Annotated in this window: 20 protein-coding genes; 14 read left to right on the forward strand and 6 right to left on the reverse strand. The window is 72.3% G+C overall.

From position 1 onward, the window contains the following. Nucleotides 1–43 precede the first annotated feature (43 nt). Both VFV89_RS22440 and VFV89_RS22445 read left to right on the forward strand, forming a co-directional pair. Nucleotides 44–1,897: a hypothetical protein gene (locus VFV89_RS22440; protein WP_329708210.1), complete on the forward strand. Its 1,854-nt coding sequence runs from the start codon at nt 44–46 to the stop codon at nt 1,895–1,897. Then, nucleotides 1,894–2,808 carry a GNAT family N-acetyltransferase gene (locus VFV89_RS22445; protein ID WP_329708211.1) on the forward strand — a complete coding sequence of 305 codons (915 nt, stop codon included), beginning with the start codon at nt 1,894–1,896 and terminating at the stop codon, nt 2,806–2,808. Before VFV89_RS22440 ends, VFV89_RS22445 begins: the two co-directional genes overlap by 4 nt. Here the strand turns inward: VFV89_RS22445 and VFV89_RS22450 are convergent. Beyond that, complete coding sequence (locus VFV89_RS22450; RefSeq protein WP_329708212.1) at nt 2,786–3,880, reverse strand: NAD(P)-dependent alcohol dehydrogenase; 1,095 nt, start codon at nt 3,878–3,880, stop codon at nt 2,786–2,788. The two genes, VFV89_RS22445 and VFV89_RS22450, sit on opposite strands and share 23 nt — an antisense overlap. 54 nt (nt 3,881–3,934) lie before the next feature. Between VFV89_RS22450 and folC the strand changes: the two genes are divergently transcribed. The 9 genes from folC (at nt 3,935) to rodA (ending at nt 12,813) form a co-directional block, all read left to right on the forward strand. Continuing rightward, entirely contained in the window at nt 3,935–5,302 is a 1,368-nt protein-coding gene (folC, locus tag VFV89_RS22455; protein ID WP_329708213.1) for a bifunctional tetrahydrofolate synthase/dihydrofolate synthase, read from the forward strand. Further along, a complete protein-coding gene (locus VFV89_RS22460; RefSeq protein ID WP_329708214.1) occupies nt 5,299–5,703 on the forward strand; it encodes a DUF4233 domain-containing protein in 405 nt (134 codons plus the stop codon). The genes folC and VFV89_RS22460 overlap by 4 nt, the downstream gene beginning before the upstream one ends. Continuing rightward, nucleotides 5,696–6,379, forward strand: coding sequence for a pyridoxamine 5'-phosphate oxidase family protein (locus VFV89_RS22465; protein WP_329708215.1), 684 nt, complete (start codon nt 5,696–5,698; stop codon nt 6,377–6,379). The genes VFV89_RS22460 and VFV89_RS22465 overlap by 8 nt, the downstream gene beginning before the upstream one ends. An 11-nt stretch (nt 6,380–6,390) precedes the next feature. Beyond that, entirely contained in the window at nt 6,391–6,801 is a 411-nt protein-coding gene (ndk, locus tag VFV89_RS22470) for a nucleoside-diphosphate kinase (RefSeq protein WP_329708216.1), read from the forward strand. Nucleotides 6,802–6,983: 182 nt separating this feature from the next. After that, nucleotides 6,984–8,024, forward strand: a complete 1,041-nt coding sequence (locus VFV89_RS22475) for a rod shape-determining protein (RefSeq protein ID WP_329708217.1) — start codon at nt 6,984–6,986, stop codon at nt 8,022–8,024. Nucleotides 8,025–8,029: 5 nt separating this feature from the next. Continuing rightward, nucleotides 8,030–8,989 carry a rod shape-determining protein MreC gene (gene mreC / locus VFV89_RS22480; RefSeq protein WP_329708218.1) on the forward strand — a complete coding sequence of 320 codons (960 nt, stop codon included), beginning with the start codon at nt 8,030–8,032 and terminating at the stop codon, nt 8,987–8,989. After that, on the forward strand, nt 8,986–9,525 hold the full coding sequence (mreD, locus tag VFV89_RS22485) for a rod shape-determining protein MreD (RefSeq protein ID WP_329708219.1): 540 nt from the start codon (nt 8,986–8,988) through the stop codon (nt 9,523–9,525). Before mreC ends, mreD begins: the two co-directional genes overlap by 4 nt. Continuing rightward, nucleotides 9,522–11,651 (forward strand): penicillin-binding protein 2, encoded by a 2,130-nt coding sequence (gene mrdA / locus VFV89_RS22490; RefSeq protein WP_329708220.1) that lies wholly within the window; start codon nt 9,522–9,524, stop codon nt 11,649–11,651. Before mreD ends, mrdA begins: the two co-directional genes overlap by 4 nt. A 1-nt stretch (nt 11,652) precedes the next feature. Beyond that, nucleotides 11,653–12,813, forward strand: a complete 1,161-nt coding sequence (gene rodA / locus VFV89_RS22495; protein WP_329708221.1) for a rod shape-determining protein RodA — start codon at nt 11,653–11,655, stop codon at nt 12,811–12,813. 164 nt (nt 12,814–12,977) lie between these two features. On the opposite strand, the gene VFV89_RS22500 is transcribed toward rodA, so the two are convergent. The 3 genes from VFV89_RS22500 to VFV89_RS22510 all read right to left on the reverse strand — a co-directional run bounded on the left by VFV89_RS22500 (nt 12,978) and on the right by VFV89_RS22510 (nt 15,243). Then, nucleotides 12,978–13,874: an LLM class flavin-dependent oxidoreductase gene (locus tag VFV89_RS22500; protein WP_329708222.1), complete on the reverse strand. Its 897-nt coding sequence runs from the start codon at nt 13,872–13,874 to the stop codon at nt 12,978–12,980. Nucleotides 13,875–13,883: 9 nt separating this feature from the next. Then, complete coding sequence (locus VFV89_RS22505; protein ID WP_329708223.1) at nt 13,884–14,432, reverse strand: AAA family ATPase; 549 nt, start codon at nt 14,430–14,432, stop codon at nt 13,884–13,886. 337 nt (nt 14,433–14,769) lie between these two features. Continuing rightward, a complete protein-coding gene (locus VFV89_RS22510; RefSeq protein ID WP_329708224.1) occupies nt 14,770–15,243 on the reverse strand; it encodes a DUF4188 domain-containing protein in 474 nt (157 codons plus the stop codon). Nucleotides 15,244–15,321: 78 nt separating this feature from the next. Here VFV89_RS22510 and VFV89_RS22515 point away from each other — a divergent pair, with 78 nt between their 5' ends. Next, nucleotides 15,322–16,311, forward strand: a complete 990-nt coding sequence (locus tag VFV89_RS22515) for a hypothetical protein (RefSeq protein WP_329708225.1) — start codon at nt 15,322–15,324, stop codon at nt 16,309–16,311. Continuing rightward, nucleotides 16,302–16,880 carry a TIGR03086 family metal-binding protein gene (locus VFV89_RS22520; protein WP_329708226.1) on the forward strand — a complete coding sequence of 193 codons (579 nt, stop codon included), beginning with the start codon at nt 16,302–16,304 and terminating at the stop codon, nt 16,878–16,880. Before VFV89_RS22515 ends, VFV89_RS22520 begins: the two co-directional genes overlap by 10 nt. On the opposite strand, the gene VFV89_RS22525 is transcribed toward VFV89_RS22520, so the two are convergent. Further along, entirely contained in the window at nt 16,870–17,967 is a 1,098-nt protein-coding gene (locus tag VFV89_RS22525) for an ionic transporter y4hA (RefSeq protein ID WP_329708227.1), read from the reverse strand. The genes VFV89_RS22520 and VFV89_RS22525 overlap by 11 nt on opposite strands. A gap of 46 nt (nt 17,968–18,013) precedes the next feature. Here VFV89_RS22525 and VFV89_RS22530 point away from each other — a divergent pair, with 46 nt between their 5' ends. After that, complete coding sequence (locus tag VFV89_RS22530; protein ID WP_329708228.1) at nt 18,014–19,696, forward strand: MDR family MFS transporter; 1,683 nt, start codon at nt 18,014–18,016, stop codon at nt 19,694–19,696. Here VFV89_RS22530 and VFV89_RS22535 read toward each other — a convergent pair. Continuing rightward, the gene (locus VFV89_RS22535) at nt 19,684–20,877 is read right to left on the reverse strand and encodes an amidohydrolase family protein (protein ID WP_329708229.1); all 1,194 of its coding nucleotides are present in this window, start codon (nt 20,875–20,877) and stop codon (nt 19,684–19,686) included. The two genes, VFV89_RS22530 and VFV89_RS22535, sit on opposite strands and share 13 nt — an antisense overlap. Nucleotides 20,878–20,927 lie beyond the last annotated feature (50 nt).

Here is a 20,927-nt window from a genome sequence, read left to right on the forward strand (position 1 = left end):
GGTGCAAACCGAGGACGGGGCGGGGCTCTGGTTTCCTAGGGCGGTGCGCACGGTCCTCGAGTTCGAGAGGCTCACGCCCGAGCCGGGGGAAGACGCCGACGAGGTCCGCCACGAGTACGTCGCCCGGATCGTCCTCCACGACGACGCACCGGCCGCGCTCGAGGTCGACGGGATCGCCACGGTCTGGGAGCTCCTGGTCGACGGGATGTCCGTGGCGTCGGGCCGGTCGATGTTCGAGCGGCAGGTGGTGGCCCTCAGCGGGCTCGGCGCCGGCGAGCACGAGGTGCGCATCGTCGTGCACCCCCTCACCGAGCTGCTCGACGCGGTGCCGTCGAAGCCGCGGCAGCGCTGGCGGACCAGGCTGGTCGAGGACGCCCGGCTGCGCTGGGTGCGCACCCAGCTGCTCGGCCGGGCGCCGGGTTTCTCGCCCGGGCCGCCGGTGGTCGGGCCCTACCGTCCGGTGGTGCTCGTGACCGGGGAGCGGCCGCGCCCGGTGCTGCGCGCGTGGCTCGACGGCACGACCGGTGTCGTCGAGGTCGACGGTCGCGAGCGCGTGGAGCTCCCCGACGTGGAGCTCTGGTGGCCGCACACGCACGGCACCCCGCGCCTGCACGACGTGGTCGTCGACGGTGAGACCGTCGGCAGGGTCGGCTTCCGCACCATCGAGAACCGGTCGGAGGACTCGCTCGACCTGTGGGTCAACGGAGTGCGGGTCTTCTGCCGGGGCGCGGTCTGGACCCCCGGGGACCTGGCCGCGCTCGACGAGGCCGTCGCGCTGGGCCTGAACCTGGTCCGGGTGCCCGGGATCGCGGCGTACGAGTCGGAGGAGTTCCACTCCCGCTGTGACGCGCTCGGGCTGCTGGTCTGGCAGGACCTGATGTTCGCGACCCTCGACTACCCCCTGGCCGACGAGGCGTTCGCGGCCACGGCGGCCGACGAGGTGCGCGACCAGAGCCGCCGGCTGCTCGGCCACCCGTCGACGGTCGTCGTGTGCGGCTCGGCCGAGCACGAGCAGCAGGCGGCGATGTTCGGCGTCAGCCCCGCGACCGGGTACGCCGGTGAGCTGGCGGGCTTCCTGAGACCGCTGGTCGAGCAGTCCGGGCTGGACGCGGTCTGGGTCGACTCCTCCCCGTCCGGCGGGGACCCGGTCACCCGGGTCGACCGGGGGGTCGGGCAGTACTTCGGGGTCGGTGCCTACCTGCGAGACCTCCAGGACGTGCGGCACAGCCGGGTGGGCTTCGCCTCGGAGTGCCTGGCGTTCAGCAACCTGACCGACCCGGTGGTCGGTGGCGGCGTTCCGAAGGACAGCGGCGCCGACTGGGACTTCGCCGACGTGCGCGCGCACTACCTCTGGCAGCGCTACGGTCCGGACGCGACCCAGGCCGACGCCCAGCGGGTGACCGGCGAGGTGATGGCCGAGGTGTTCGGGGAGTGGCGGCGGCCCGGCTCGGGCTGCGGCGGCGGCATCGTCCTGTGGCTGCGCGACGTCGTCCCGGGCGCCGGATGGGGGCTCCTCGACCACCGGGGCAGGCCGAAGCCGGCCGCGCGGGCGCTGGCGCCCACGCTCCAGCCGGTCGCGGTGTGGATCGTGGACGAGGGGCTCAACGGACTCGACGTGCACGTGGCCAACGACGGCCCGGAGCCGGTCGAGGCGACCCTGGAGGTGGCCCTGCTGCGGGAGGACGGCGCGCCGGGGGAGTCCGCCTCCGCGGAGCTGTCGGTGCCCGCCCACGGCCACCACACGGCCGGCGTCGAGGCGCTGCTGGGCCGCTTCGCCGACGCGTCGTACGCCTACCGGTTCGGGCCGCCGCCGCACGCCGGGGTGCGGGCCGTCCTCACGGCCGGCGGGACCACGCACGAGACGGTCTGGCGGGTGCCACTAACGTCCCTCGGGTGAGTTGGGCGCTGGAGTTCACCGAGGACCCGCGCGAGCTCATGCGCCGGGCCGGCGGCCTGCTCGAGGCCGATCCGGTCCTTGGCACGGTGGTGGCCACGGTGACCTCCAGTGCGGTCGACGCGCTCGAGCGGGGCGAACCGGCGCCCGACCACCCGCAGTGGTGGCTCACCGTCGTCGACGAGGGCTCCGGTGAGCCGGTGGGCGTGGTGATGCGGACCGCGCCGTTCAAGCCCTACCCGCTCTACGTGCTGCCGATCCCGGACGCCGCGGCCAGCCAGGTGGCGGCCGCCCTGGTGGACCGCGGCGAGGACGTCAGCGCCGTCAACGGTGCCCTGCCCGCGGCCCGCACGCTCGCCGCCGAGCTGGCGCGGCGGACCGGGCGCCGGGTCCACGTGCACGAGCACACCCGGCTGCACGTGCTGAACAAGCTCGTCGAGCCGAGGGTCGCACCCGACGGCCTCGCGCGGGTCGCCGTGCCCGCCGACACGCCCCTGGCGCTGTCGTGGTTCCGCGCCTTCCACGCGGACGCGGCCCGGCAGGCCGGCCGGCTGGAGCCCGAGGGGAGCAGCGAGCAGTTCGACGAGGACGACGTCGCGGGCCGGATCGCCCAGGGCCGGATCTGGCTCTGGGAGGACGGCCTCAGCACGCCGGTCAGCCTGGTCGGCTTCAACGCGCCGAGCTTCGGGGTGACCCGGGTCGGCCCGGTCTACACGCCGGGCGCCCACCGTGGGCACGGGTACGCCAGCATGCTCACCGCGCACGTCTCGCGGGTGCTCCGCGACTCGGGGCTGCGGGTCTGCCTGTTCACCGACCAGGCCAACCCGACCTCGAACAAGATCTATGCCGCGATCGGCTACGAGCCGGTCGTCGACATGGCGAACCTCGTGATCACCACACGAGCACGGGCTTGACCACGCTCCCGCCGGTCACGTCGGCGACCGCCCGGTCGATCTCCGCGGCCGGGTAGGTCGTGACCAGGTCGTCCATCGGGAAGGTGCCCGCGGAGCGCATCGCGAGCAGCCGCGGCACCATCTCCTGCGGATCCGAGTCGCCCTCGATCGAGGACCGCACGGTCTTGCCTCCCTGCAGCAGGTCGATGGCGTCGACGGCGTACTCCTCCGCGCCCAGACCCAGCGCCACCAGCGTGCCGCGGGCGGCCAGCGCCTGCTGGGCCTGCTTGACCACGGCAGGGATGGCGGTGGTGTCGACGGCGTACGTCGCACCGCCGCCGGTGAGCTCCTTGAGCCGGTCCACGACGTCGTCGGTCGTCACCGGGTCGAGGGTGGTGGTGGCGCCGAGCTTCTCGGCGACCGCGCGGCGACTCTCGAGCGGGTCGACGGCGATGATCGACCCGACCCGTTCCGCGGCGGCCGCGGCGACGGCGGCCAGCCCGACCGCGCCGACGCCGTGGACGACCAGGCTGTCCTCGGGACCGGGTCGCAGGACGTTGAGCACCGTCCCGGCGCCGGTCTGGAAGCCGCAGCCGTAGGGCGCCACCAGCTCCAGGTCGAGGGCGGGATCGACCTTCACACAGTTGTCGGCGTAGGCCAGCGCATGCTCGGCGAGGCTGGACTGCCCGAAGAAGCTGCCGAACACCGGGCTCCCGCCACGGTTCAGCGACGTGCTCCCGTCCATCCGCATGCCCATGTAGTTGAGCAGCAGGCTCTGGTCGCAGTAGCCGACCATCCCGGCCCGGCACCTCGCGCACTCCCGGCAGGAGCGGAAGCTCATGACGACGTGGTCGCCCTCCGCCAGCCCGCGGACCGCGGCGCCGACCCGCTCCACGACGCCGGCGCCTTCGTGGCCGAAGACGTGGGGGAACATCTCCTCGGGCAGGAAGCTGCCCATCGTGAGGTCGGTGTGGCACAGCCCGGTGGCCACGACCCGCACCAGCACCTCGTCCTCGCGCGGCTCGTCGAGCTCCACCTCCGCGATGGTGAACGGCTGCCCCTTGGCCTCGACGACGGCGGCTCTGGTCTGCATGGCCGCCAACCTAGAACGTGTTCTAGTGCTTGTCACGAATAGGCTGGCCACCTCATGACCGACCCCACGGAGACCGACCCACCCGCGCGCCCGGCCGAGACCTTCGCGGAGGCCGAGGACGCGCTGCTGTCGCGGTGGCCGGAGACCCGGCTGGAGCCGTCGCTGGAGCGGATCACCGCCTTCCTCGACCTGCTCGGCGACCCGCAGCGGTCCTACCCCGTGATCCATTTGACCGGCACCAACGGTAAGACGTCGACCTCGCGGATGATCGACACCCTGCTCCGCGCGCACGAGCTGCGGACCGGACGGTTCACCAGCCCGCACGTCGAGCGGATGAGCGAGCGGATCTCGGTCGACGGGGAGCCGCTCACCGACGAGGAGTTCGTGGCGGCGTTCAACGACGTGGCGCCCTACACCCACCTCGTCGACGCCCAGTCCGACCACCCCCTGTCGTTCTTCGAGACCATCGTCGCGATGGCCTACGCCAAGTTCGCCGAGGCGCCGGTGGACGTGGCCGTGGTCGAGGTGGGGATGGGCGGCGCGTGGGACGCCACCAACGTCGCCGACGGCGTGGTCGCGGTGGTCCTGCCCGTGGCGGTCGACCACACCCGCTACCTCGGCAGCGCGCCTGCGGAGATCGCGGTCGAGAAGGCGGGGATCATCAAGCCCGGCTCGACCGCGGTGCTGGCCCAGCAGCAGCCCGACGTCGCCGAGGTGCTGCTGGCCCGCAGCTCCGAGGTCGGCGCCACGGTGGTCCGCGAGGGGCTGGACTTCGGGGTCGTCTCGCGCGTGGCGGCGGTGGGCGGCCAGGTGGTCTCGTTGCAGGGGCTGCGGGCGCGCTACGACGACCTGTTCCTGCCGCTCTACGGAGCGCACCAGGCCGAGAACGCCGCCATCGCCCTGGCCGCGGTCGAGGCCTTCCTCGCGGGCAAGGAGCCTCTCGACGACGAGGTGGTGCGCGAGGCGTTCGCGAGGGTGAGCTCACCGGGCCGGCTCGAGATCGTGCGCACCGGGCCGACGATCCTGCTCGACGCCGCGCACAACCCGCACGGGGCGGAGGCGGCCGCGGCGGCACTCGACGACTCCTTCAGCCTCGACCCGCTGATCGGGGTGTTCGGCGTGATGGCCGACAAGGACGCCGAAGGGCTGCTGGCCGCGTTCGAGCCGCACCTGGCCCACGTCGTGTGCACCCAGAACTCCACCGAGCGGGCGCTGCCCGCCGACCAGCTGGCCGCCGTCGCGGTCGAGGTCTTCGGCGAGGACCGGGTGAGCGTCGAGCGCCGGCTCGCGGACGCGATCGACGTCGCGGTCGGCCTGGCCGAGACCGGCTCGGGTGCCTCGATCAGCACCGGTGGCGTCCTGGTCACGGGATCGGTGGTCACCGTCGGCGAGGCGCGGACCATGCTGAGGCGGCACTCGTGAACGAGCCCCGCAGCGAGCCCCGCAGCGAGCGCGAGCGCTCCCCGAGGCGCGGCATGTGCGCCGGCGTGCTCTCGCTGGAGGCGGTCACCCTCGGGCTCACCACGCCGGTCCTGATCACGATCGCCGACGTCGACCCCCCGGTCGCGCTCGCCGTCGGGCTCGGGCTGGCCGTGCTGTGCCTGCTCACCGCCGGGCTGCTGCGCCGGGAGTGGGCCTACGTGCTCGGTTGGGCGATCCAGGTGGCGGCAGTGGCCCTCGGGTTCGTCGTCGGCATCATGTTCTTCCTCGGCGCCGTCTTCGCCGCGCTGTGGGCCACCGCCTACCTGCTCGGTCGCAGGATCGAGCGTGAGCGCGCGGCGGCGTACGCCGAGTTCGACGCACACAGGGAGACCGATGGCTGACCTCTCGCCGACCGACCGCACCCGCTTGACCCGGGAGAAGGAGCGTGGCCGGCGCGATCGGTCCGAGCTGATGGCCCTGCTCGACGAGGCGATCATCGCCCACATCGGCGTGATCGCGGACCAGCACCCGGTCGTGGTGCCCGTCGCGTTCGCCGTCGACCCCGACGGTCCGGACGAGGGCGGGACCATCTACGTGCACGGGTCGGTCGGCGCCGGCTGGATGCGGCGCGCCCCGGGCACCGACGTCTGCATCACGGTCACCGCCCTCGACGGGCTCGTGCTGGCCCGCTCGGCCTTCAACCACTCGATGAACTACCGCTGCGCGGTGGTGATCGGCCGGGCGCGCAGGGTGGAGGACGCCGAGGAACGGGCCCGGGCCATGAGCCTCACCGTCGACCACGTGGTGCCCGGCCGGGCCGCCACGCTGCGGCCCAACACGCCCAAGGAGCTCGCGGCGACCCAGATGCTGGCGGTGCCGCTCCACGAGGCGTCGCTGAAGATGCGCACCGGCGGGGTCAACGACGAGCCCGAGGACGTCGCCGCCGGCACCTGGGCCGGCGTGCTGCCGCTGCGGCTGGTCGCGGGAGCGGTGGAGACGGACGCCGAGACCAGCGAGCCGGTGCCCGACGGCGTACGCCGCCGGGCCGCGGCGTTGGGCGGATCCAGCGGTCAGTAGGGTCTGGGGCCATGTCACGCACGCTGGTCCTGATCAAGCCCGACGCCGTCCGCCGCAGGCTGGTGGGCGAGATCCTGTCGCGCTTCGAGGCCAAGGGGCTCTCCATCGTCGCGATGGAGCAGCGGACCATCGACGCCGCCCTGGCCGACCAGCACTACGCCGAGCACGTGGAGAAGGACTTCTACCCGCCGCTGCGTGAGTTCGTGACCAGCGGGCCACTGGTCTCGCTCGTCCTCGATGGCGACGAGGCGGTCGAGGTGGTGCGGGCGCTCAACGGCGCGACCGACGGCCGCAAGGCGGCCCCGGGGACCATCCGGGGAGACCTGTCGCTGTCCAACCGCGAGAACCTCGTGCACGGCTCGGACTCCCCCGAGTCCGCCCACCGGGAGATCGCGATCTGGTTCCCTGATCTGACACCCTGATCTGACGCCCTGATCTGACACTCGTGGGCTTCGGCCCGAGGCGGCCGACACACCCATCCGTCACATCAGTCACACCAGCCCCGGCGTGCCTGCCGGGCCCTGACGCCGTTCTTGCTTAGCCTCGAAGCGCCGAGGCCGGCCGTCCTGCCGGTCTCTCTTCCCCGCGCGCAAGGACACAACCGATGGCGAACAACCTCGTCGGCCGGGACATGGCCGTGGACCTGGGCACCGCCAACACGCTCGTCTACGTGCGCGGCAAGGGCGTCCTGGTCGACGAGCCGAGCGTGGTCGCGGTCAACGAGAAGACCGGCGAGCTGGTCGCCGTCGGGCACGACGCCAAGAGCATGGTCGGGCGGACGCCCGAGGACATCACCGCGATCCGGCCGCTCCAGGACGGCGTGATCGCCGACTTCGAGGCGACCGAGCAGATGCTGCGCCACTTCATCGCGCTCGTGCACCGCCGCCGCTACCTGGCCAAGCCGCGGATCGTCGTGTGCGTCCCGAGCGGGATCACCACAGTCGAGCAGCGCGCGGTCAAGGAGGCCGCCTACCAGGCCGGCGCCCGGCGGGTCTACATCATCGAGGAGCCCATGGCCGCCGCGATCGGCGCCGGGCTCCCGGTCCACCAGGCCACCGGCAACATGGTCGTCGACATCGGAGGCGGCACCACCGAGGTCGCGGTGATCAGCCTCGGCGGCATCGTGACGAGCCTCAGCATCCGGACGGCCGGCGACGAGCTCGACCGGGCAGTGGGGAGCTGGCTGAAGAAGGAGTACGCGCTCCTCGTCGGCGAGTCCACCGCCGAGCTGGTCAAGACGACGCTCGGCTCGGCGTTCGCCTCCGGCAAGCTCCGCGAGGCCGACATCCGCGGCCGCGACCTGGTGTCGGGGCTGCCTCGCACCGTGACGCTGACCAGTGCCGACCTGCGGGTCGCGCTCGAGGAGCCGCTCCACGCGATCGTCGACGCCGTCCGGGTGACGCTCGACCAGACACCCCCGGAGCTGGCCGGCGACATCATGGACCGGGGCATCGTGCTCACCGGCGGGGGAGCGCTGCTGCACGGGCTCGACGAGCGGCTCGGTCACGAGACCGGGATGCCGGTGCACGTCGCGGAGGACCCGCTCCGGTCCGTCGCGCACGGCGCGGGACGCTGCGTCGAGGAGTTCGAGGCCCTCCACCAGGTGCTCGTCACCGAGCGGCGCCGTCTGGCCAGGACGGCCTAGCGGTCATGACCGACCTGCTCACGCGACCGGGCGCCCGGCGGCCGGCGGTCGAGGACCGGCTCAACCGCCGGGGGAGCCTCGAGCCCCGCGAGCCCGGCCGGCCCCGCCGGTCGCTCGTGGTCGCGCTGGTGCTCGCCTGCGTGACGCTGATGACCCTCGACCACGTCGACGACGGCGCCGCGATCGACCCGCTGCGCCGGGTGGTGGGCGAGGTCTACGGCCCAGCCGAGTCCGGTGTCGAGGCCGTGGTGCGCCCCGTGGTCGCCGTACCGCACTGGCTGCGCAGCCACCACGACCTGGCCGACCGGATCGACGACCTGGAGAGCGAGAACGACCAGCTCCGCTCGCAGCTGGCCAGCAATGACTACGACCGCAACCGGCTGCAGGAGTACGACGCCCTCACGGCGACCGCCGAGTCGATCGGCTACGCGCTGGTGCCGGCCCGGGTGGTCGGGATCGGCCCCGCCCAGTCGTTCTCGCGCACGGTCACCATCGATGCCGGGTCGCGCGCGGGGCTGAAGCCGGACATGACCGTGGTCAACGGCTCCGGGCTGGTCGGCCGCATCCTGCGGGTCACCTCGACCACGGCCACCGTGCTGCTGGTCGTCGACGCCGACTCGACAGTGGGCGCCCGGGTCGGCCGGAGCATGAAGGTGGGCTTCCTGCACGGCCGCGGAGACCTCGGCCAGCAGGCCCGGCTCGACCTCGAGCTCGTCGACCAGACCTACGTGCCCTCCGCGGGCGAGACCGTGGTGACCTGGGGCAGCCAGGACGGCGCGCCGTACGTCTCCGGCGTCCCGGTCGGCCGGGTCGAGTCGGTCTACTCCAGCCTGCGGGAGACGACCCAGCGTGCGGTGATCGAGCCGTTCGTGGACTTCTCCGCCCTCGACCTGGTCGGCGTGGTGGTGCCGTCCGGGACCACCAGCGACCGCAGCGTCATCGAGTTGGACGGGAGCCTGCGATGAGCCCGGGCCCGAGGTTCTCCTCCGTCCCGTTGCCGCGGGTGCTCGCCACGCTGATCGCGGTCTCGGTGGCACTGGTGCTCCAGACCTCGCTGTTCCCACACCTCGCGATCAACGGTGTCGTGCCCGACCTCGTCCTGCTGGTCGTGGTGGCCGTGGGACTGGCGCACGGCGCGGAGACCGGGCTGGTGCTGGGGTTCGGGGCCGGACTGCTGCTGGACCTGGCGCCGCCGGCCGACCACTACGCGGGCCGGTGGGCGCTCGCGCTGATGGTGGTGGGCTACGTCGCCGGGCGGCTCGCCTCGGCCGCCCGCCCGCGGGTCGGCCAGTGGCTGCCGGTGGCCGCGGCCGCGTCGTTCGTCGGCACCTCGGTGTTCGCGCTCACCGGGCTGGCGCTGCGCGACCCCGCCGTGGGCGTCGGTGAGCTGCTCCGGGTCGAGGTCGTGGCGGTCGCCTGGGACGTCGCGCTCGCCCTGGTCGTCGTACCCCTCGCCCTGGGGCTGTTCGCGAAGGTCGAGCCCGACCGGGTCCTCGCGTGACCTCCCAGGCCGGCGAGCGCCGGAGCCGGCTGCGGCTCGTGGTCATCCAGGCGCTGGTGTTCTCGCTGTTCGCGACCCTGATGGTCCGGCTCTACTACCTCCAGGTGGTCAGCGGCGACCACTACGCCGAGCAGGCGGCCTCGCAGTCGGTCCGCGAGGTCGTCGTGCAGCCGCAGCGCGGGCTCATCGTCGACGACATGGGCCGGCCGCTGGTCACCAACCGCACCTCATGGGTGGTCTCGATCGACCGCGGCACGGTGGCCAAGCTCTCCGACGACGAGCAGCGGGCGCTGCTGCACCGGGTCTCGCGGGTGACCGACGTCGCGGTGCCACGCATCCACCGGCTGCTCACCGACTGCGGCGACGACAAGGCGGTGCAGGGGGACTGCTGGAACGGCTCGCCCTACCAGCCCGTGCCGGTCGCGGTCGACGTGCCCCAGCCGATGGCGCTCCGGGTGCTGGAGCAGCCCGAGGACTTCCCCGGCGTGACCGCCGAGCAGCAGAGCCTGCGCGACTACCCCCGACCGTTCGGCATCAACGCCGCGCACCTGCTCGGCTACCTCAGCCCGATCACCGGCGCGGAGTACGAGCGGGCCCAGAAGGACGGCGACCGCTCGGTCAACGGCGCGTCGGTGGTCGGGCGGGCCGGCGTCGAGAAGGAGTACGACGCCTGGCTGCGCGGGATGCCGGGCTACCAGCAGGTCGCGGTCGACTCGATGGGCCGGGTGATCGGCGACGAGGCGACGGTGTCCGCGCAGCCGGGCGACACGCTGGTGACCTCGATCGACGCGAAGGTGCAGTCGGTGGTCGAGCAGCAGCTGGCCGACGCGATCCGGACCGCGCGCAAGACCTTCGACCCGGTCACCCACAAGAACTACGTCGCCGACCAGGGCGCCGCGGTGGTGCTCGACGCCCACACCGGCCGGGTGGTCGCGATGGCCAGCGAGCCGACGTACGACCCGTCGGTCTGGGTGGGCGGGATCTCCAAGAAGGAGCTCTCGCGGCTCTACTCGGCCGCGGCGGGGACCCCGTTGCTGAGCCGCGCCTTCCAGGGCCAGTTCGCGCCCGGCTCGACGTGGAAGCCGGTGATGTCGGTCGGCGCGCTCAACAACGGCTTCAAGACCACCGACGAGCTCGACTGCTCCTCGGGGTTCCAGGTCGGCAGCCGGCTGTTCCACAACTACGAGTCCGCGTCCTACGGCTTCATCCACTTCGACCAGGCGCTGCAGCTCTCCTGCGACACCTTCTTCTACCGGGTCGGCTACAAGTTCTGGCAGGAGTACGGCAGCGACGAGACCGACGTGCACGCCAAGGACCCGCTGGTCTCGGAGGCCAAGGCCTTCGGCTTCGGCTCGCCGACCGGTGTCGACCTGCCCGGCGAGGCGAGCGGCCGGATCGCGGACCGGGCGTGGAAGCTCGCCTACTGGCGCGAGATGAAGGGCTACTACTGCAAGCTCGACCGCACCGGGACGGCGAAGACGGCGTACATGCGGCTCTTCGCCCACGAGTTCTGCCTGGAGGGCAACCACTACCGCGCCGGCGACGCGGTGAACTTCGCCATCGGCCAGGGCGACACCCTGGTCACGCCGCTGCAGCTGGCGCGCGCCTACGCGGCGCTCTCCAACGGCGGCACGCTCTACGAGCCGCGGGTGGCCAAGGCGATCGTCTCGCCGGACGGCACCGTGCTGCGCCGGATCGCGCCCAAGGTGGCCGGTCACGTGCCGGCGTCGAAGCAGAGCATGGACTACGTCGACCAGGCGCTGCTCGGCACGCCGAAGGTCGGCACCCTCGCCTGGAAGTTCACCGGCTTCCCCCTCGATCGGGTGCACGTCCGCGGCAAGACCGGGTCGGCGGAGGTGCTGGGCAAGCAGTCGACGTCGTGGGTCGCGACCTACGACGACAACTACGTCGTGGTCATGATGATCAGCCAGGGCGGGACCGGCTCGGGCACCTCCGGGCCCGCGGTGCGGGCGATCTGGGAGTCGCTGTACGGCGTCCACGGCGAGTCCGTCTCGCCCGGCGACTCCGACATCGCCGGGGTGACCCCGCCCGACGGGCTGCCGACGTTCATGGACGACGGCGCGATCCTGCCGCCGGGCCACGATGCTCGATCGAAGGGGGAGTGACGTGGTCTCCGTGCGTCGCCTCGACTGGGTGCTGCTCCTCTCGGTCTTGGCGCTCGTCGCCCTGTCCGCGCTGCTGGTGTGGTCGGCCACCGCCCACCGGGTTGACCTGACCGGCGGCGACTCCACGGCCTACCTGCGCAAGCAGCTGGTCAACATCGGGATCGGCCTGGTGCTCCTCGCGGCGGTCACCGTCTGCGACCACCGGTGGGTGCGGATCGTGGCGCCGTTCGTCTACCTGACGTCGCTGGCCGGGCTGGTGCTGGTGCTGACCATGGGGTCGACCATCAACGGCTCCCGGTCGTGGCTTCGGCTCGCCGGGATGTCGGTCCAGCCCTCGGAGCTCGCCAAGCTCGCGGTGGTGGTCGGCATGGCGCTGGTCCTGGCCGAGCGCTCCGAGGGGCGCTGGCGGCGGCGGGTCGGCTCGGTCGACGTCCTGCTGATGCTGCTGGTCGCCGGGGTGCCTGCCGTCCTCATCCTGCTCCAGCCCGACCTGGGCACCATGCTGGTGCTCTCGGCCACCGTGTTCGGCGTGCTCGCGGTCTCGGGGGCCCGGCGCCGGTGGCTGGTCCTGGTGCTCGCCTCGGCCACGGCGCTCGCGGTGGCCGGCCTGGCGGGCGGCGTGCTGAAGGCCTACCAGGTCGACCGGTTCCTCGCCTTCGTCAACCCGGACCTCGACCCGCGCGGCGCGGGCTACAACGTCGAGCAGGCGCGGATCGCCATCGGCAACGGCGGCCTGCTGGGGCAGGGGCTCTTCCACGGCTCCCAGACCCGGGCCGGCTTCGTGCCGGAGCAGCAGACCGACTTCGTCTTCACCGTGGCGGGGGAGGAGCTCGGGCTGGTGGGCGCCGGCCTGCTCATCCTGCTGCTGTCGGTGGTGATCTGGCGGGCGCTGGTGATCGCCCGCCGGGCCGAGGACGTCTTCGGCCGGGTGGCCGCCGCGGGCATCGCGTGCTGGTTCGGCTTCCAGGCCTTCCAGAACATCGGCATGTGCCTCGGGATCATGCCGGTGACCGGCGTACCGCTGCCGTTCGTGTCCTACGGCGGCTCTTCGCTGTTCGCCGGCATGCTCGCGGTCGGACTGCTCCAGAACATCCACGTCCGCTCGCAGGCGCGGTCCTACGTGGCGCCCCTGGCGGAGCGCCGGGTCCTGGTCGGACGCTGACCGCCTCGTTTGCGTGTGCTTGCGTGGGGTAACTTCTCTTGTGTCCACTCCGCTGTCGGCGGGGTGGGCCGGGGGTTCACATCGGGGGATCGTGAGCTTTCCGGGGGACCGCGGCAGCGACCCTGCCTCTCGCAGGGCACCTGCCGCGGCCCCGAACCGGAACCTCAGCCGTCGAGGTCGGCCAGCACCCCGCCGACGGCCTCGATCGACTCGGCCGTGATCGGGTCCAGCACGAGCTGGAGATGGGTGGCGCCGAGCTCGGCCATCCCGCGGACGTGGTCGGCGAGGGCGGCCAGCGTCACCGGTGCGGTCTCGGCGTCGTAGTCCTCGCCCATGGTCCGGCCCCCGCCCGCGGGCAGCGTGACGAGCACGCACGCGGTGGCCTCGACGGTCTTCCCCTCCGGCATCGCGGCGTCGACCTCGCGCTTGATCGCGGCGTACCCCTCGACGGAGTTGCCGTAGATGCTCCACCAGACGTTCCACGCGTCCACGACCGGCAGCCCGATGCGCAGCATGCGTGGGCTGTTGGAGCCGAGCATGATCGGCGGCCCGCCCTCTCGCACCGGAGGTGGGTCGAGCACGCAGTCGTCGACGTCGTAGAACTCGCCGTGGAACGCGGCGCGTCCTTCCCGGAGCAGCTTGCTGACGATCGTGAGGGCCTCCTCGAACCGGGAGACCCGCTTGTCGTAGGGGAAGCCGTAGGCGTCGAACTCCCTGCGGTTCCAGCCCGCGCCGATGCCGAGGATCAGCCTCCCTTGGCTGACCGCGTCGACCGTGGAGGCCAGCTTGGCCAGCATCGCGGGTGCGTGGAAGGCGGTGCTGGCCACGAGCGGACCGATCTCGACCCGTTCGGTGACCGCGGCGATCGCGGCGAGCGTCGTCCACGCCTCGTGTGGACCCCTGGTGGTGCCGCCCGGCAGGTCGTAGAGCAGGTGGTCGCCGACCCAGATCGAGTCGAAGCCGACCGCCTCGGCACGGCGGGCGAGGTCGAGGTAGTCCGGCATCGCGACGAACCGCTCGACCTCGGGCAGCTGGACGCCGATCTTGCACGGGCGGGTCATGAGGTGACCCTAGTGATCGCCCGGCGAGCCCAGGGCGGCGACGACCTCGGCCAGCGTTGACTCGATGGTGCCGCTCGCGTCCACCCGAAGCGCGCCCGGCCGAGCTTTCTCGATGGTCCGCATCGACGAGACAAGCTGCGGGGCGTCGGTTGGATCGACAAGTCGGTTGTTGATCGCATGCTCGGTCCGGCCCGGAGAGCTCGAGCGGTAGGTCAAGCGAGACCGGAGGGTTCCGGCATCCACGTCGAGGATCACTTCCGTGAACTTGGCGCCAGTGCCCTCGGCGACGTGCTGGAGCTCGTTGATGAAGTCGCTTCGGGCGAGGTACTGGCCGATCACCACGTCACTGGCAGCAGTCAGGTGCGCGCGGGCCTCGGCGGCCGCGAGGCGTCTCGCCTCCAGACCCGCCTCGTTGGGGTCGGAGTCCCAGCTGGGCAGTGCGTGCTTGATCAGGTCGATGTCGATGGTGCGGGTGTTCGGCAGGAGCCGGCCCAGCGCCTCGGCGATCGTCGACTTTCCAGACCCAGGTGCTCCGTTGATCAACACCAGACGAGGCACGCCGCAAGGCTAGAGCCCCTGCGTGCTCAGGGTCGCAGCAAGCTCGATGCGTGGCGCCTGACGGTAGATCTCGATGACCATGGGCGGCGGTAGAGCTCGCGCCACTCGACTTGCGCGCCGCTCATCGAGCCTGTCGAGATGCCCGCAGCCGGTGCTGGGACCCGCCCGGGTGCCTCCCCTGCGGAGGTCTCGACAGGCTCGACCGGCGGTCGGCCAGCAGGCGCCCGGGCGGCGGAGGTCTCGACAGGCTCGACCAGCGGTGGTTCGGGGGGTGCGCGGGCGGCGGAGGTCTCGACGGGCTCGACCGGCGGTGGGTGGCCGGGTGCCGTCCTGCGGGTCAGCTGGTGACCCGCCGGAGCCGGCGTCGCGCGGAGGAGTCCGCGCCGAGCGGCACCACCTCGGTCGCCTTGGCGAGGCCGTGCGCCGGCATGTTGCCGTAGATCGCCTCGTACTCACCGTCGCGGACCAGGAAGGTCTCGTGCCAGATCCCGGAACGCGGGTCCCGGCCCACCCGCTTCCAGTAGCGACGCCAGACCTCCAGATGCGGGTCCGACTCGTCGCGGGCGAACCGCTCGAGGTGCTCGAACGAGCGCCAGTACTGCACGTTCATGAGGCCGTGGGTCTCATACCCCAGCAGCCCCTTCTCGGGGTGCTGCGTGAGGTACTTGAGCATGTACGGCATGCTGCGCATCCCGCCGAGGTCGCGCAGCGAGCGGATCGGATGCAGCTTGTCCAGCCGCGCGCCGATCAGGAAGACGACGAAGTCGCCCTCGATCCTCGCTCCGCGGCGGCCCTGGTTCACCTCTGCCATGCGTCAGTCTCCCGCCGTCAGCGTCGGGCGGTCCAGACCATCCGGCCGATCGGCTCGAGCAGTGCCACGCTGGGCGGCGTGGGGGGCGCAGGGCTGCTCCGCGACGTCGTCGAGCGTGAGGTGCTCGTCGAGCACGCCGGCCTGTCCGGTGCTGGGTTGGAGCGGGTCCGGCTGGCCGACGGACGGCGGCTGGTCGTCAAGCGGGCGTCGGCGAGGACGGACATCACCCTGCGCCTGTTGGGCAGGTCGGTGAGCGGTGAGTACGTCCTCTGGCAGAGCGGCGCCCTCGACCGGCTGCCCGACGGGGTCGGGCACGCGCTCGTCGACGGCTGGCTCGAGGGCCACGACGTCACGGTGCTCGCCATGCGCGACCTCGGGGACGCGGTGCTGAGCTGGGACGACCACCTGTCGGCGGACCGGACCGAGCTGGTCATCGACCGGCTGGCCCGCCTTCACCGTGCCTTCCTGGGCGAGCCGCAGCCCGGCCTCGGATCGCTCGACCGCAACCTCGACCTGTTCGCGCCACGACACGTCCAACCGCTCGCCGACGAGGGCAACGAGCTGGCCACGCTGGTTCTGCGCGGGTGGGAGCGGTTCGAGGAGCTGGTCGATCCCGACGTGGTACGGCCGGCGTTCACACTGCTCGCCGACGTCCGCCCGCTCGCCGAGACCCTGCTGCGCGGTCCGGTGACGCTGCTCCACGCCGACTGCGCCACCGTCAACATGGCCTTCGAGGGCGACGACCTGGTGCTCCTGGACTGGGCCCTGGCCGTCAACGGTCCCGGCGTCCTCGACGTCACGCGCTTCATCGCGGGCTGCTCCTCGGTGGTCGGGCTGTCCCGTGAGGAGATGCTGGCGGCCTACGAGCGGGCCGCCGGACCGGCGTACGACGCGGCGTCGATGCACGCGGCCCTGCTGGCCGGCCTCCTCTGGCTCGGCTGGAACAAGGCGCTCGACGCCGCCGAGCACCCGGACCCGGCCACGCGCGAGCGCGAGGCGGCCGATCTCGACTGGTGGGTGGGGCGGGCCCGGACCGCCCTCGAACAAGGAGTGGTGACATGGAGCTAGGCGCACTGCACGAGCGCACCGTCGGCGAATGGACCCGGATGGTGGAGGGGCTCGACGCCTCCCACTGGGGACGGCCGACCCCGTGCACGGACTGGACCGTCCGCGACCTGGTCAACCACGTCGTGGGGGAGGAGCTGTGGACCGTCCCCCTCGTGCACGGCGCGACCATCGAGGAGGTCGGCGACCGGTTCGACGGTGACCTCCTCGGCGACGACCCGGTGGCCCGGGCGCGGGCCGCCGCGCAGGAGGCCGCGGCAGCGGTGCACGAACGGATGCCTTCGGGTGGGACCGTCCACCTGTCGTACGGCGAGGAGCAGCTGGGCGAGTACGTGCACCAGCTCGCCGCCGACCACCTGGTCCACGCGTGGGACCTGGCCATGGCCAGCGGCCAGGACGCGGCCCTCGACCCCGAGCTGGTCGACGCGCTGTCCGGTTGGTTCGCCGACCGGGAGGACCTGTACCGGTCCGCGGGCGTCATCGGGGCACGGGTCGCCGACCCGGGCGACGATGCCCAGTCCCGCCTGATCGTCGCAACCGGTCGCGACCCGGGGTGGTCGACTAAGGCTTGACGGACAAGAACAGGAAAGCCGCCATCAGCACCAGGTGGACGCCGCCGTTCAGCGTCTTGGCCCGCCCGGGTACGACGGTGAGCACCGAGACGATCGACACCACGGCCAGCATGACGATCTGCATCGGCTCCAGCCCCAGGACCAGCGGGTCGGAGATCCAGATCTTGACGAGGGCCAGGGTCGGGATGGTGAGGCCGATGGAGGCCATGGCGGAGCCGTAGGCCAGGTTCAGGGAGATCTGGGTGCGACCGCTCGCGGCCGCGCGCACGGCCGCGATCGACTCCGGGAGCAGGACGATCAGCGCGATGGCCACGCCGACCGAGGACGGTGGGAACCCGAGCGCCGAGACCCCGCGTTCGATGGGCGGGGACTCGACCTTGGACAGGCCGACGACGACCACGAGCGAGGTGACCAGCAGTCCCAGCGAGACCAGGGCGTCCCGCGTCGTCGGCGGGTCCGCGTGGTCGTCCGCGTCCAGGTCGGTCTCCGGCCCGACCGGCAGGAAGAAGTCGCGGTGCTTGACCGTCTGGGTGAAGACGAAGAGTGCGTACAGGGCCACCGAGGCCACCGCGGCGAACGCCAGCTGTGACGGCGAGAACTCCGGCCCCGGCGCCGAGGTGGTGAACCGCGGCAGCACCAGGGTGACCGACGCGAGGGCGATCACGGTCGCGAGCGAGGAGCCGGAGCCCTCCGGGTTGAAGCGTGCGAGCCCGTGCCGCCACGCCGCGACCAGCAGCGAGAGCCCCACGATCCCGGCCGTGGTGATCATCACCGCCGAGAAGACCGTGTCGCGGGCCAGTGTGGAGGTGTCCTTCCCCGAGCCCGAGAGCATCAGGGTGAGGATTAGGCCGACCTCGATGACGGTCACGGCGACGGCCAGCACCAGCGAGCCAAGCGGTTCCCCGACGCGGTGTGCGACCACCTCGGCATGGTGCACGGCGGCCAGGATCGCGGCGACGAGGAACACCGCGAGCACGGCGGCGACGGCATCCCCCGGATGCCTGCCCCACGACGCGGCCAGGACGACGAGACCGGCCAGCGGAGCGGCCACGGTCCACGAGAACCGTCCGCGGGTGGCAGCGCTCACGGACCTGAATCTACGGAAGCGGGCGGGGGAACTAGACTCGTTGCCGATGGCAACCAACGAGGCGGCGTCGCCAGCGCCGTCGCTGGCAGAGACCGGCGAGTACACCCACCGGCAGGTCCTCACCATCCTCACCGGGCTGCTGCTCGGGATGTTCCTGGGTGCGCTCGACCAGACCATCGTCAGCACGTCGATCCGCACCATCGCCGACGACCTCGACGGGCTCGCGGTCCAGGCCTGGGTCACCACGGCCTACCTGATCACCTCGACGATCGCGACGCCGATCTACGGCAAGCTCGGCGACCTCTACGGCCGCAAGAAGCTGTTCATGTTCGCCATCTCGGTCTTCATCGTCGGCTCGGTGCTGTGCGCCTTCGCCTCGACGATGTACGAGCTCGCCGCGTTCCGGGCCTTCCAGGGGATCGGGGCGGGCGGCCTGTTCACGCTGGTGCTGGCGATCATCGGTGACATCGTGTCGCCGCGGGACCGTGCCAAGTACACCGGCTACTTCATGGCCACCTTCGCCACCTCGAGCGTGCTGGGGCCGGTCATCGGCGGCTTCTTCGCGGGCCAGGACGAGATCCTCGGCGTCACCGGCTGGCGCTGGGTCTTCCTGGTCAACGTCCCGGTCGGCCTGCTGGCCCTCGTCGTCGTCTACCGGACCCTGCACCTGAGCCACCACCGGCGCGCGGCCCGCATCGACTGGTGGGGCGCCGGCTCCCTGGTGGTCGCCCTGGTGCCGCTGCTCACCGTGGCCGAGCAGGGCCGCTACTGGGGCTGGGGCTCGGCCCGCTCGGTGACGGCGTACGTCGTGGGTGGGCTCGGCCTGGTCGCGTTCTATCTCGCCGAGCGCGCCATGGGCGACGACGCCCTCATCCCGCTGCGGCTGTTCCGGATCCGCGCCGCCTCGATCACCATCCTGGCCAGCATCGCGATCGGCATCGCGATGTTCGGCGGGATCCTGATCCTGCCGCTCTACATGCAGATCGTGCACGGCGCGACACCGACCGAGGCCGGCCTGCTGATGCTCCCGATGGTGGTCGGGATGATGTCCGGCGCGATGGTCTCCGGCCAGCTGATCTCGAGGACGGGGAAGACCCGCGTCTTCCCGAGGATCGGGTCGGCGCTCCTCGTGGTCGGGCTGCTGCTGCTCTCGACCACCTCGGCCGACTCACCGCTGGTGGTCATCGACCTCTACATGCTCGTGCTCGGCGTGGGGCTCGGTAACTGCATGCAGCCGCTGCTGCTGATCATGCAGAGCGCCGTGCCACCGGCCGAGATCGGCGTGGCCACCAGCTCCGCGACGTTCTTCCGCCAGATCGGCGGCACGGTGGGGGTGGCGGTCTTCCTCTCGGTGCTGTTCAGCACGGTCGGCGCCAACATCGCCCGCGAGCTCGAGAAGGCGGCAGGGACCGAGGCGTTCCAGCAGGTCCTGGCCAACCCCACCCCGGCCGACGCCGCGATTCTCGGTAACAGCGGCGCGGCCGACCTGGTGCAGGGTGACTCCTCCTTCATCGACACGCTGTCGCCCGCGCTGGCCCACCCGTTCAAGGCCGGGTTCGCCGAGTCGATGGACCTCGTCTTCCTGATGGGGGCGGCCGTCGGACTCGTCGCCTTCGTCCTGCTCCTCTTCATGCCGAAGGTGGAGCTGCGCGCGACCTCGGCAGCGGTCGCGGCGCGGACGGCGGCGGGCGGTGCGGCGACCACCGCACCGGCCGCTCAGGAGCCCTGAGCGCCCCTCACCAGCACCGCGACCGGTCGCCGCAGCGCCCCGGGGTCGGTCGCGACGTCGCCGTCGACGACCAGCAGGTCGGCGGCCAGCCCGGGCCGCAGCGCACCGGTCACCGAGCCGAGGCCGCACGACGTGGCGGCACCCGACGTGGCGGTGGCCAGCGCCTCGGCGACCGGGTAGCCGGCGGCCACCAGGTCGAGGACCGCGAAGGCCAGGCCGCCGTGCGCCTTGGCCGGGCTGATCCCGGCGTCGGTGCCGCTGACCACCCGGACGCCCTGCGCCCGGGCCCGCGACAGCTGTTCGATCCGTGCGGCCGTCAGGGTCGGGAAGTCCAGCTCGATCCGCTCGAACGCCGCCCGAAGACCTGGCGGCATCAGCTCGACCGGTGGGTACTTGCCTTCGTCGGCGCCCACGGTCGGACAGACCTGGACGCCGTTCTCGGCCAGCTCGGCGAGGACCTCGTCGGGGAAGGACAAGCCCTGCTCGGTGAGGCCGGTCGCGTGCTCGATGCCGTCGACCCCGGCGGCCAGTGCATGGCGGACGCCGGCCAGCGAGTGTGCGTGCGCCAGGACCTCCAGGCCGGCGGTGTGCGCAGCCTCGACCGCGGCGCCCAGCTCCTCGAGGCTGAACTGCACACCGAACGCGTCGGTCCCCGGTGTCAGCAGCCCGCCGCTGGCCATCACCTTGATGACGTCGACGCCGCGCTCGACGTGCTCGGCGACCGCGCGGCGCACGCCGTCGACGCCGGACGCGGTGCCGCCGAGGTAGTGGCAGTGGCCGCCCGGCTCGGTGATCGGCGGGCCGGCCGCGACGACCCGGGGGAGTCCCGGCAGCTCACGGGCGGGCAGGGTCCGGTAGCGCCGGTCGCCGAGGTCGCGGACCGTGGTCACCCCGCCGGACAGCTCGGCGGCGAGACCGGCCCGGATCACGGTGTCGAGCTCCTCGTCGGTCATCCCTCCCGCCAGCTCGAGGCTCCCGACGGCCGAGCTCGCCACGAGGTGCACGTGGCAGTCGATGAGCCCGGGCAGCAGCGTGCCGTCGTACGACGTGACCTCGGTCCCGTCCGGGAGGTCGGGGTGACCGCGCTCCACGCCCGTGATCCTGTCGCCGTCCACCATGACGGTCCCCGGTCCGGTGAAGGCCGTGCCGTCGAACACCTGAGCCGCTCGGAGTCCCCGCATGGTGGCAGCATCCTCCGAAGCCGCAGCGCTGTCGCCATTCGGCGCCAAGG

It is taken from the genome of Nocardioides sp. (assembly GCF_036274455.1).
GTDB lineage: Bacteria > Actinomycetota > Actinomycetes > Propionibacteriales > Nocardioidaceae > Nocardioides.

Coding starts and splice junctions, on each gene's coding strand:
- folC (WP_329708213.1), top strand. CDS start 3,935: ATGACCGACCCCACGGAGACCGACCCACCCGCGCGCCCGGCCGAGACC.
- ndk (WP_329708216.1), top strand. CDS start 6,391: ATGTCACGCACGCTGGTCCTGATCAAGCCCGACGCCGTCCGCCGCAGG.
- mreD (WP_329708219.1), top strand. CDS start 8,986: ATGAGCCCGGGCCCGAGGTTCTCCTCCGTCCCGTTGCCGCGGGTGCTC.
- VFV89_RS22475 (WP_329708217.1), top strand. CDS start 6,984: ATGGCGAACAACCTCGTCGGCCGGGACATGGCCGTGGACCTGGGCACC.
- mreC (WP_329708218.1), top strand. CDS start 8,030: ATGACCGACCTGCTCACGCGACCGGGCGCCCGGCGGCCGGCGGTCGAG.
- VFV89_RS22450 (WP_329708212.1), bottom strand. CDS start 3,880: ATGCAGACCAGAGCCGCCGTCGTCGAGGCCAAGGGGCAGCCGTTCACC.
- VFV89_RS22465 (WP_329708215.1), top strand. CDS start 5,696: ATGGCTGACCTCTCGCCGACCGACCGCACCCGCTTGACCCGGGAGAAG.
- VFV89_RS22520 (WP_329708226.1), top strand. CDS start 16,302: ATGGAGCTAGGCGCACTGCACGAGCGCACCGTCGGCGAATGGACCCGG.
- VFV89_RS22535 (WP_329708229.1), bottom strand. CDS start 20,877: ATGCGGGGACTCCGAGCGGCTCAGGTGTTCGACGGCACGGCCTTCACC.
- VFV89_RS22530 (WP_329708228.1), top strand. CDS start 18,014: ATGGCAACCAACGAGGCGGCGTCGCCAGCGCCGTCGCTGGCAGAGACC.
- VFV89_RS22500 (WP_329708222.1), bottom strand. CDS start 13,874: ATGACCCGCCCGTGCAAGATCGGCGTCCAGCTGCCCGAGGTCGAGCGG.
- VFV89_RS22510 (WP_329708224.1), bottom strand. CDS start 15,243: ATGGCAGAGGTGAACCAGGGCCGCCGCGGAGCGAGGATCGAGGGCGAC.